Annotated in this window: 10 protein-coding genes; 8 read left to right on the top strand and 2 right to left on the bottom strand. The window is 47.3% G+C overall.

Features of this window, described 5'->3' with window-relative positions; translation table 11 throughout:
- The first annotated feature begins 4 nt into the window (after positions 1-4).
- The 4 genes from KAI36_RS24115 (at position 5) to KAI36_RS24100 (ending at position 4,730) form a co-directional block, all read left to right on the top strand.
- Positions 5-1,012: a glycosyltransferase family 2 protein gene (locus tag KAI36_RS24115; protein ID WP_023990627.1), complete on the top strand. Its 1,008-nt coding sequence runs from the start codon at positions 5-7 to the stop codon at positions 1,010-1,012.
- Positions 975-1,394, top strand: a complete 420-nt coding sequence (locus KAI36_RS24110; RefSeq protein WP_023990626.1) for a GtrA family protein — start codon at positions 975-977, stop codon at positions 1,392-1,394. The genes KAI36_RS24115 and KAI36_RS24110 overlap by 38 nt, the downstream gene beginning before the upstream one ends.
- Positions 1,391-2,992 (top strand): ArnT family glycosyltransferase, encoded by a 1,602-nt coding sequence (locus tag KAI36_RS24105; protein ID WP_220026205.1) that lies wholly within the window; start codon positions 1,391-1,393, stop codon positions 2,990-2,992. The genes KAI36_RS24110 and KAI36_RS24105 overlap by 4 nt, the downstream gene beginning before the upstream one ends.
- A 103-nt stretch (positions 2,993-3,095) precedes the next feature.
- Positions 3,096-4,730 carry a glycosyltransferase family protein gene (locus KAI36_RS24100; RefSeq protein ID WP_220026204.1) on the top strand — a complete coding sequence of 545 codons (1,635 nt, stop codon included), beginning with the start codon at positions 3,096-3,098 and terminating at the stop codon, positions 4,728-4,730.
- A 75-nt stretch (positions 4,731-4,805) separates the two neighbouring features.
- Here the strand turns inward: KAI36_RS24100 and KAI36_RS24095 are convergent, their stop codons facing one another.
- A complete protein-coding gene (locus KAI36_RS24095) occupies positions 4,806-5,594 on the bottom strand; it encodes an alpha/beta hydrolase (RefSeq protein WP_220026203.1) in 789 nt (262 codons plus the stop codon).
- Between the two features lie 266 nt (positions 5,595-5,860).
- Between KAI36_RS24095 and KAI36_RS24090 the strand changes: the two genes are divergently transcribed.
- Positions 5,861-7,012, top strand: a complete 1,152-nt coding sequence (locus KAI36_RS24090; protein ID WP_220026202.1) for an S-layer homology domain-containing protein — start codon at positions 5,861-5,863, stop codon at positions 7,010-7,012.
- 71 nt (positions 7,013-7,083) lie between these two features.
- On the opposite strand, the gene KAI36_RS24085 is transcribed toward KAI36_RS24090, so the two are convergent.
- The gene (locus tag KAI36_RS24085; RefSeq protein ID WP_220026201.1) at positions 7,084-8,502 is read right to left on the bottom strand and encodes a VanW family protein; all 1,419 of its coding nucleotides are present in this window, start codon (positions 8,500-8,502) and stop codon (positions 7,084-7,086) included.
- A gap of 224 nt (positions 8,503-8,726) precedes the next feature.
- On the opposite strand from KAI36_RS24085, the gene ftsE reads away from it, so the two are divergent.
- From ftsE to KAI36_RS24070, 3 genes are all read left to right on the top strand, one after another.
- Positions 8,727-9,413 (top strand): cell division ATP-binding protein FtsE, encoded by a 687-nt coding sequence (gene ftsE, locus KAI36_RS24080; protein WP_023990620.1) that lies wholly within the window; start codon positions 8,727-8,729, stop codon positions 9,411-9,413.
- Positions 9,403-10,320, top strand: coding sequence for a permease-like cell division protein FtsX (ftsX, locus tag KAI36_RS24075; protein ID WP_013312238.1), 918 nt, complete (start codon positions 9,403-9,405; stop codon positions 10,318-10,320). Before ftsE ends, ftsX begins: the two co-directional genes overlap by 11 nt.
- A gap of 86 nt (positions 10,321-10,406) precedes the next feature.
- On the top strand, positions 10,407-11,690 hold the full coding sequence (locus KAI36_RS24070) for a M23 family metallopeptidase (protein ID WP_023990619.1): 1,284 nt from the start codon (positions 10,407-10,409) through the stop codon (positions 11,688-11,690).
- Positions 11,691-11,805: the final 115 nt, after the last annotated feature.

Raw genomic sequence — 11,805 nt, 5'->3', positions numbered from 1 at the left:
AAGAATGGAGACAAAAACACCTTTTTTATCCGTCGTCATTCCCATGTATAATGAAAGCTCACATCTCGAGCGTTCACTTAAGGTGATCGATGGGGTACTGTCTGTTGTCACCTCACGTTATGAGCTCATCATTGTAGATGATGGTTCCAAGGACGATACGTGGCTTAAGCTGTCTGAATTGTCCCGTCGTATGCCCTCTTTGCTCGCGCTCCGGCTGAGTCGGAACTTCGGTAAGGAGCTGGCATTGTGCGCAGGTCTGGAAAATGCCTCTGGCGATGCAATCATTGTCATGGACGGTGATTTGCAGCATCCTCCTGAGATGATTGGGGAAATGGTACGTTTATGGCAAAATGAAGGTTATGATTTGGTCGAATGTGTGAAAGAATTCCGGGGAGAAGAGTCGGTGGGCAAAAAGCTCGGTGCTTCATTGTTCTACGCGACCCTGAACCGCTTGACGGGCTTTAATCTCAAGGATGCCTCCGATTATAAGCTACTGGATCGACGAGTGGTGGATGCCTGGATGGCGATGCCAGAGCGTATGCCGTTTTTCCGCGGGATGACGGCCTGGCTAGGTTTCCGCAAAACCCAGATTTCATTCCGGGTGGCTCCACGCGAAGAGGGGCCAAGCCGCTGGAGTCCGTTAGGGCTGACTCGACTGGCAGCAGAAGCGATCGTTTCGTTTTCGACAGTACCATTGCGGGTAGTAAGTCTGATGGGCCTCATTTTTATGCTGATTTCAGTCGTATTGGGGATTCAGACCTTAATGCGCAAATTAACGGGTGATGCTGTGACCGGTTTTACCACTGTCATTTTGCTGCTCTTGATTATTGGCAGTGTACTCATGCTGTCAATTGGTGTGGTAGGAGAATATATTGCCGCCATATATCACGAAGTCAAAGCTAGGCCTCGCTATCTGATAGCGGATAAACGGGCGAATGCTGACCGATTGTGGGTGGACAGGGAGTTTAATCAACATGATCAGACGTTCATATCTAAAGTATCCAATCATTAAATACGGTATTGTAGGGCTGCTGGGCACAGGTATCCATGTTGGTGTGCTTGTGCTGCTGGTGGAGTTGTTTACGGTACCAGCAGTAACGGCTACTACAATCGGATTCGTGGTTACATTGCTCGTTTCGTATGTGCTGAACCGAAACTGGACGTTCGAGCCTACCGGCGAGGGAAGCCGCACCCAGTTTCTTAAATATTTATTGGTCTGTACCTGTGGCTTGCTCTTAAATGCCGCTCTGATGTACGTGACCATTCACTGGATCGGTTGGTCGTATCTGATCGGTGAAGTACTAACTACCATCATCGTGCCTGTTCATAATTATATCTGGAACCGCTACTGGATCTTCTCCGTTCCGCAACAGCGTCAGAAAGAGGTTTCATGATTTTAAGAAAACACGGAAAATTGCTATCATTGTTTGCTTGTATTACTGCTCTTGAACTGGCCGTGGGTGTGTATTTTGCATGGCATCTTGGCTATATGCATACCGATGCGCTCAGTCGAGTGGCTAATGCATTTTATGTGCTATACAGTCGTGACCCACACTTGGGTGCTATCGGGTTTGTATGGAATCCGCTGCCCAGTTTGATGGAACTGATAGTGCTGTTGTTTTATCTTTTATTTCCGGTACTAGCTTCCCACGGGCTGGCGGCAGTGATTGTGAGCAGCCTGTTTGCAGGGGCGAGCGCGGCATTATTGTATACGACGGGCAAACAGTTGGGGCTTCACGGTGCAACCAGCTTGCTGATTGCGCTATTATTTTCACTGAATCCGTTTATGTTTCTGTTTGGCTTCAACGGCTTAAGTGACTCGCCATATATCTTTTTCATCCTGTTGACTGTGAGTCGATTTTGTATGTGGTTGAAGGATCGCAAGGCGGCGAATTTGATCGTATCCGGTTTTGCGCTTGCACTGGCATTTTGGGTGCGCTATGAAGCGGTCCCGCTTGGCGTTGCGATGGCTGTGGGTGTACTGCTGACGATCTTTTTTCTGCATCGGTGGCGTACAAACAGAGAGAGGGTTAGAACTGAATTGTCTTTAAAAGAGCGCCTGTACAAGGTGGAAGCGACATGGCTTCTATTGTTGTTGCCACTTGTCTTTTCCGGTCTGCTGTGGCTCTTCTTTAACTGGATTATCATGGGCGATCCGCTTTACTTCTTACGCTCGCAATATTCCAATTCCACACAATCAGCGGCTTTGTTGGAGGATCAACGCTTTGTGGCCATGTTTGCCCACCCTGTGCTGATGCTAAAGTTTATCGGGCAACGAACCTTATGGTATGCTGCTCCGTTGATTGCCATTTTGCTCATACGACTATTGGACAAACGTCTATTGAGTTGGAGCACGTTAACGCTACTGGCCATTTTTTTATCGGTGCCAGGACTTCAGCTTTTGCTGATGCTCAAGCAGTCTTCTTTTGGCTGGTTCCGATATTTTATGTATGTATTCCCGATTACAGTTGCCTGGTTGCCGTATGAGCTAAGTTTATTGAAGGGGAAAATGAGGGGGATCGGAATCTCACTGGTAACAGCAGGAATGTTGGTAACAGCAGGCTTGTTATCCTACGCACTGACGAACCCCGCGATTGCAGCAGATGAACACAGCTATTTGACGCATAGTGGTAATGAAAGCTACGAACGTCAAATTATTGAGCGGAAAATAGCGCCGTGGCTGGATGAGCATTATGGTTCATCTCTCATTTTGACAGATTCTTATGCCGCCTATCCGATCATTTTGAGCAGCAAAATCCCGAAGAAGTTTATGATTACGAGTGATTTTGACTTTGGGGAATCTTTAATGGATCTGCCTGCTTCCAAGGTGGATTATGTCTTGGTCACGCGCTTGGTGGATGGGGTACCGCTGGATCAGGTGAACCGGAACTATCCTGATTTGTTCGAAAAGGGAGCGCCGTGGGCCTCGTTGGTACATGACTTTGACGGGCAGTGGCGACTGTACAAAATAGAGCATGAAGAATCGAAATAATTATTATATTTTAGTGCATCGTAGCGGAGGGAAGCATACAGCTGTAGGGTGTGAGTAGGCTACAGTTGTATCACCGCAAGAAGTTTGAGGGGGAACGAGAGGAATGTCCTTTCGCAAATGGTCTGCAAGCAGATGGATGGCTATAGGTCTGTTTGTATTTATACTTGCATTGGAACTGTCTGCGGGCATCTATTTCAGCTATGTTCTGGGATATATGCACACAGACGCACTCAGTCGCGTAGCTAATGCATTTTATGTGTTGTACAGCCGTGACCCGCATCTGGGCGCAATCGGATTTATCTGGAATCCACTACCCAGTCTTCTGGAAATGGTGATTCTACTGCTGTATCCAATCTTTCCGGCATTAGCCACCTATGGATTGGCTGCTGTCATTCTTAGTGCTACCTTTGCCGCTTTGACCGCTATGTTGCTGTATCGGGCGGGGGTCAGAACAGGGCTTAGCTCAGGGATGAGCATCATGCTGGCACTGTTGTATGCACTGAATCCGTTTATTTTACTGTTTGGTGCCAATGGGCTGAGCGATTCGCTATACATATACTTCATTATGATGACGGTGATTGAGTTTGCATTGTGGCTCAAGGATCGCATGACGGCAAGTCTGATTGTTTCTGGATTAGCGCTTGCCATGGCGTTCTGGACTCGCTATGAAGCGGTTCCTCTGGGCGTGGCAATGGCGGGTGGAGTGGTATTGGCGATCATGTTTCTTCATCGAAACATGGGCAGACGTGAACTGGCCTTGCGAGAAAAACTGCACAAGGTCGAGGCAACTTGGTTACTGCTTCTGCTCCCCGTGGTCTTTTCCGGGCTGTTGTGGATTTTCTTTAACTATCTCATTATGGGGAATGCTTTTTATTTCCTGAATTCGGAGTATTCGAACACAGCCCAATCGGCAGAGCTGCTGAATGATGATAAGTTTGTAGAGATTTTCTCCAATCCGCTGGTGGCCTTGAAATTTATTGCTTCCAAAACACTCTGGTATTCGGTACCGTTGTTTGCTATTCTGTTCATTCGTCTGTTGAGTGGACGCTTGTTCCGATGGGGAACATTGATTATTTTGCTGCTGTTCCTGTCAGTGCCAGGGTTGCAATTTTTACTCATGATGAAGCAATCTTCGTACGGGTGGTTTCGTTATTTTATGTACGTGTTCCCAATTACCGTAGCCTGGTTGCCCTATGAACTGAGCCAGCTTCAGGGACGATGGCGGAGGGCAGCCTTTGGCCTGGTGTCCGTCAGTCTGCTGCTTACCGCTGGATTACTCTCTTATGCGTTGACTCGCCCGGATATTGCACCGGATGAGAACAGCTTTCTCACACGAACGGGTAATGTGAACTATGTGAGACAGGAGTCAGATCGTAAGATTGCCGTCTGGTTGGATGAGCATCTGCCGAAGTCTACCATTATGACCGATTCGGCTTCAGCCTACACCATGATTGTCTACAGCCAATATCCAAAACGCTTCCTGATCACCAGTGATTATTCGTTCAATAAGGCATTAAGTTATCCTCAGGATAGCCATGTGGATTATATCCTTGTACCTAAGATCATGTCAGGCATGCCACTGAGTAAAATCAATATGGTATATCCGAATTTATATGAAAAAGGCGCTCCTTGGGTCCAGCTTGAACGTGAGTTTAACGGTGAGTGGCGCTTGTACAAGGTGCTACCCAAGTCACTAACTAAAGGATCTCCATCGACGGAGACCACGACAAATCCCTAATGTGATAAAAATCCCCAAGCCTATCCCTTCGCCATGGTGCGATGAGGGAAGCTGCGGGGATTTTTTTTAACCTGTTTAGTGCTCTTTGAGCGGTAGCCATGCCAGTACATCCTGAATTTTCGCGTCCCAGTATCCCCATTCATGAGCTCCAGGACCTTCTTCGTAGGTCAGCGGAACTCCGGTAGTACTACATGTTTTACGAAAAGCCTGATTTCCCTTATATAGGAAATCCTCCGTGCCGCAGCATTGGTAGAGCCGGGGAAGTGAGGTCCCCAAGGTAGCATGACGTTGTAACAGTTCCAGCAAGTCATGATCCGTTCCACGTATTTCATCTGAACCAAAAATGTTAAGCCATTCCGCTGGACTCATCGCATTTTGCATAGGATCGGTGCGTGATGCGTGTAAATCCATGACTCCCGAAAGGCTGGCAGCGGCTGCAAAACGCTCTGGATGCTGGAGTGCCAGTTTGAAAGCACCATATCCACCCATAGAAAGCCCGGCTACAAAATTATCTTCACGCTTGTCGGACAGAGGAAAGAATGAACGTGCCAAAGCCGGCAATTCTTCACTGATAAAGGTCCAATAAGCCGCGCCTTGCTCCATATTCGTATAGAAACTCCGATGTACTTGGGGCATGACGACAGCTAGGCCCAATGAGGCGACATAGCGTTCAATGGAGGTTCGACGTAACCAGGTTGAATCATCGTCCGATAGGCCATGCAGCAAATACAGCGTCGGATGTGGCCCGGTTCCTTGCTTACCTTCCAGTCCAATTTGCGAACGGGTTGCCTGAGGAAGAATAACATTCATGGATGTGCTCAGACCAAGAACTTCCGAATAAAACTGACATTGAATAAGAGCCATGAGAAGACCTCTTTTCCTAGGGTTTTGTGACCTCATTGCGGTGTTCCAGCATATGACCGAGTATTCATTCAGTATACCTTAGCCTGTCTAAATATACATATCCAAGTGAATAACTAGGCATTAAGTCCCGTTTCATATTTATCCTACATTAGGAGGGGGTATGGTTATATGGGACGATTTTTTTAATTTGGGGGTTATTTGGGTTTGATTTCTGGTAAAGTGTTTAAAAAAGAATGATGAATCCAATCAGAGGAGGAATTTATAGCATGGGAAAAAAGTTAAGAAACACAGTTACAGGTGTATTGAGTACAGGTCTTATTCTTAGCGCATTCAGCGCAGCGGCAGCTGCTCCTCAAACTACAAGTGGACATTGGGCAGGAGATCAGGTGCAACGCTGGTCAGCCACAGGACAATTGGATGGCGCGGTGAAACCGGATGCGGCGATCACACGTGCAGAATTTATTGTTCTTCTGAATCGCAGCTTGGGTACGTTCACGCAGGATACTCCAGCTGTGACAGACGTAACGTATGCGGACAGTGTAAAAGTAAACGGTAATGGAGGCAGAACGTTCACAGATGTACCAGCTTCTCACTGGGCATACAACGAGCTGACAAGTGCCGTGAATGCAGGTTACATAAGCGGCTATGCAGATAACAAGCTCAAACCAAATGGTAAGGTAACACGTCAAGAGGCTGCGGCTATCGTAGGCAAAGCTATTGGACTGACTGCGGGTAACGCAGCAGATGTTACTAAATTCATTGACTCCGACAAAATTGGATCTTGGGCGAAGAAAAGTGTAGCGGCAGCTGCGGAGCAAAAAATCATCAACGGTTATCCCGATGGTAAATTCCAGCCACTGAAGTCGCTGACTCGTGCAGAGGCGATTGCTATTCTGGACGCTGCGTCCGGTTACAACCTGAGCCCTGTTGATAATCTGACGACGACTCCTGGTGGAACGGTGACGGATTCCACATACGGCAACGTGACAGATTCCACTTATGGTAACACGTCGACTACTTCTGGCAGTGAAACAGAAGATAGCAGCACAAGTACCAGCACAGATAGCACGACTACGGACAACTCTACAACAATAGATACCAACACAGATACAGACACAACTACGGATACGACTACAGACACAGTTACTGACGCGGTTGCAACTACGGAAGCACTGAAAGTCAACGATGTGTATGACGGAGAAGGTACAATTACGGGGACAGCTAAAGCAGGTTCCACAGTAACCGCCTATTCCAATGAACTGCCTATCGGTAGTGCAGTAGCCAAAGGTGATGGCACATTTAGTATCAGTGTGCTTACTCAAAAAGCAACGGTTAGGCTGGTAATCAAAGCTGAAGATGCAGACGGTAACGAAAGTGAGCCTGTAGAAATTTCTGTTTTGGGTAAACGCAGCGAGTAATTTATAGCTAAAATCCCCCTTTCACTCTGTCTGGAACAAGTCCAGCCGACAGTGGAAGGGGGATTTTTCGTTTATTCGCTTATACCGTCCTCGACAATAGACTTCTCGGGTTCACGTGTTTGTGGCTCAGACGATGTACCACCGCCATAACTAGCTATAATGCGTTGCTGCGCTCGATACGTATCGCGGCTGATTCGGGTGCGATCTACGGTTTTTCCGTCTACCTTTTTTACCCGGAATGTTTCAACCACATACCCTTCTTTGCCTTGCCGAAGTACTTGATAGAAGCCGGGGGAAAGTGAGTCATTACGGAGTCTCTTCTCCGGTATGGGAAGTACGCGAACCGTATGGGATTCCAGTTCATACGAAACATTGGACGGAAATGTACCAAAAAATTTTACAGTAAGCGTTCGGTTTTGGACAGCCGCACGAAGTAACAAATGCTTGCCTGTATTGTTTCTAAAACGAAAATTAATGGACCCTGTAGCAAAAGTCGCATCCTGACCTTTGGGTAGGTAGCTGACTGGCAAGGAATGGTTGCGGCGCTCAACAATGTCCAAACCAACTCGCAGCGCTGCATTATACACCGTGCTGGATACCTGACAAATCCCTCCGCCTATACCGGACTCCAACTGACCGTTCACGATCACTGGAGCTTCACGAAAGCCATGAGTGCGCTCAGCCTTGGCAATCAATTGACCGTAGTCGAATATGTCGCCTGGCTTGAGAATTAAACCATCAACGGTGCTTGCCGCTGAATTGACGTTATACACGCGTCCTTCCGAGCTGCTGCCGAGACTGGTGGAGAACTGGACGATTTTGCGCTCAATCCCTTCGTTACGCAGGCTGTCCACCGAAATTTTCGGCTCCAGCTGAAGGAACGGTAATTCCACTCGTATCGGCTCCACAGAAGCGGTAAAATCCTTGGGCAGCGCTTTATCCAGTGCGGCGTCCAGTTTGGGCCAATCCAGACGTCGCGCAGAGCGCCCCGGAATATAACGAACCTGATCATTCCCGTCAATCTGACGCACAGCATTGATAGGCATGCCGTATCGTTGTTCCTCCCAATCGGCTCCGAATTGGGCTTTCAATATCTCCTTCTGTCGGAAAGATGCGATAGACCATTCCTTTTCGAAGCTAAAACGTGTCTGCACACGAGTCCATAGATACTCCGAGCTGAGCGCCTTCACGGCATTCCGAAATGCCTCCGCTTTATAACGAATCCCTGCTTCCCCAAGTGTAATTTTTATATCCTGTGCACTGCTGTCACTGTCCGTCAGAAGCAGTGGGCGTTGCTTTAATGCATCCAGCTTTTTATCCACCAGCCGGAGAGCGGCTGTGTGATCCATGCTTCCTACGTTGACTCCTCCGACCCTCACTCCCTCCGGCAGCGTTTGTCTGTCGGCGTACAGATGAAGTCCCCCCCACAACATGGCCAACGCCAGAACACCAGACCATATCCAAATGACAGATAAATGAATTTTTTTCATAATGCAGATGTCTCCTGTCTGATAAGCTTGATAGCGTACTCGTGTGCCATAATATTCATATATATGTGCCAAAAGCAGAAAACTTTCGGTACTATTTAGGTAACAAATTTGTTACAATGATAAACGGTATGATGAAATAGAGAAGTTTTTAAAGGAAATGCATGGAATATGTCGAATGGGTATTAGGTTATGCGTAATATGATTAAGCAGCGGGAAGTGATCGAGTGATTGAAATGCAGGATGTGTGGAAGACCTATACTAACGGAACCCACGCACTTCAAGGAGTATCGGTCAGAATTGACCGTAATGAATTTGTATACGTAGTCGGCCCGTCTGGAGCGGGGAAATCGACTTTTATGAAGCTTATTTATAGAGAAGAAGTACCTACCAAGGGGCAAATTTCAGTCAATGGTTTTAATATCGGGAAGCTCAAGCAGCGTAAAATTCCCTACGTTCGTCGTAACATCGGAGTCATTTTTCAGGATTTCCGGCTTTTGCCGCGTTTGACGGCTTATGAGAATGTGGCTTTTGCTATGGAAGTTATTGAAGCTCCCAAGAAGCTGATTCGCAAACGGGTACCAGAAGTGCTTGAACTGGTTGGCTTGAAAACAAAAATGAATCGTGAGCCTGCCCAGCTTTCCGGTGGGGAGCAACAGCGTGTAGCGATTGCTCGGGCCATCGTAAACAATCCTTCCGTGATCATTGCCGATGAACCTACGGGAAATCTGGACCCCGAAACATCGTGGGAGATCATGCAGTTGCTGGACGAAATTAATTTTCGGGGTACGACCATTGTGATGGCGACCCACAATAAGGACATCGTGAACTCCATGCGTAAACGCGTAATTGCCATTGAGAATGGCAACATCGTAAGGGATCAGGTAAGAGGGGAGTACGGATATGACTTTTAACACCTTCTTACGTCATGTGCGGGAAGGTTTCAAAAACATATTCCGCAATGGCTGGATGTCCGTGGCATCCGTCACCTCGATTATTGTGTCATTACTTATATTGGGCGTATTTATCATGCTGGTGCTCAACGTCAATTCCCTGGCTGATCAGGCAGATAGTCAGGTGGAGGTTAACGTATTTCTGGAGCTAAATGTAGAGCAGAATATGCGTGAAACGCTGCAAAAGGAAATTGCGGCTATGCCGGAAATCAGCAAAACGACCTTTGTGACTAAAGCTCAGGGTTTGGAGGAGCTGCGCAAAGATTTGGGAGACAGCGGCAAGGAGCTGCTGGAGGGTTTTGACAAGGACAGCAATCCACTCCCGGACAAAATTGTGGTAGAGGTTATTGAACCAACAACGGTTCCATTTGTGGCCGAAAAGATTGAGAAGCTGAATACGTTGCATCCAGAGAAACCGATTTTAAAGGTTCGTTATGGAAAAGGCACCGTAGAGACGCTCTTTACGATTACGAAGCTCATTCGTAATGTAGGCTTTATATTCGTCGCCGGACTGGCGATCATGTCCATGTTCCTCATCTCGAATACGATTCGCGTGACCATATTGGCACGACGCAGAGAGATTGGCATTATGAAGCTGGTCGGTGCGACCAACTTTTTTATACGCTGGCCGTTTTTTATTGAAGGCGCGCTTATTGGTCTTATTGGTTCCCTTATTACCGTGGGTATTTTATTTACTGGCTATCAGCGTTTGCTGACCGCCGTTCAGGGCGATATAGCTCTGAATATGTTGAAGCTTATGCCACTTGAAGGCATTTGGATTCAGTTGAGTGCATTGCTGATTATTTTGGGTATGCTGGTCGGAATTGTTGGCAGTACCCTGTCCATGCGCAAGTTCTTAAAAGTATAAAGAAGCGTTGGCTGGACGTCGTGGTCGATATCAATTAGAACGGGGAAGCCCGGTGTTATTTTGCGATAAAGGATGGGGAGTGCAAGTTGAAAAAAACAGGATCTGTGTTGGCCGCTACCTTGGTAGCCGCATTGCTAATCCAGCCTTCTGACGGATATGCCAAAAGCATGAGTGAAATCAATTCGCAGCTGAACCAATTGGAAAAGCAGGCCCAATCTGCCAAGCAACAACAGGAAAAGGCTGCTCAAGATAAACAGTATGCTCAACATTACAAAAATAAAACCGTGCAAAACCTGAAAATTGTGCTTGCTCAGATTAACAGCGTCAGTGATCAGCTGACTCGTGTTGCGGTTCAGATTGATCAAACGGAAGATAATCTGCGTGCGACCAAAAAAGATTTAGCTGAGGCCATTGATCGTATCCAGTCACGGGAAAAAATGCTGGAAACTCGTGTGCGCTTGATGTATACGGATGGAACCGTCTCATATATGGACGTGCTTATGTCTTCGTCCAGTTTTAGTGACTTTCTCAGCCGGGTAGATTCCCTGAAAACGATCGTGGAGCAGGATCAAATCCTGTTGGACGAGCATAAAAAGGACAAGGCACTGGTCGTAAGCAAGAAGAAACAGCTGGACACGGAATATAAAAATGCCAAGAAGCTGTATGCGCTCAAGCAGGACGCCAAAGCAGAACTGAATTCGAAGGAAAAAGAGAAGCAAAGACTGATTTCCAATTACGATCATGATATTGCTGAGTCAGATGAAATCAGCGAAGAGCAAAATGACATGCTGGTAGCACTTGCTAACAAACGTGTGGGTCTGGTGCAGGAGAAGAACAAGCTTAGAGCGGAGCAGGCTGCCAAAGCAGCACGCGCTAGAGCGGCTGCACGTGCGGCTGAAGCCAAGCGATATGCATCTTCATCCTCAGGTGCCGCCTCGAATTCCAGCCATGCGGCAGCCAGCACGTATACAGGCGGAACGGGCACATTGGCTTCGCCTGTATCCCATTACCGACTTTCATCTACTTTTGGCATGCGGGTACATCCGATTACCGGTAAGCTTAAAGGCCACACAGGTGTTGATATGGCGGCTCCTCAGGGAACCGATATTCATGCAGCCGAAGATGGTGTTGTCATTGTTGCCGAATGGTGGAGTGGCTATGGAAATACGGTTGTGATTGACCATGGAGACGGGCTATGGACCCTATACGGACACATTCGCAATGGCGGTACGGTGGTTCATACCGGGCAGACTGTGAAACGTGGTCAAAAAATTGCAGAAGTTGGTTCGACGGGCAATTCCACAGGACCTCACTGTCATTTTGAGGTGCGAGAAAATAACAAACCTGTAAATCCGATGAACTATTTATAGTAGATAAGGTAAGCCCTATTTATAGCCATTACGGTTGTAGATAGGGCTTTGCTGTAATGGTTAATATCCGATGAAGAACATGTGCATTGAGACACGGAGTAGGATACAATTAACA

Origin of the sequence: Paenibacillus sp. S02 (genome assembly GCF_019454065.1) — a bacterium.
Lineage (GTDB): Bacteria > Bacillota > Bacilli > Paenibacillales > Paenibacillaceae > Paenibacillus > Paenibacillus polymyxa_B.
The sequence above is the reverse complement of the archived record's forward strand: the minus strand, read 5'-3'. Positions and strand labels throughout refer to the sequence as shown.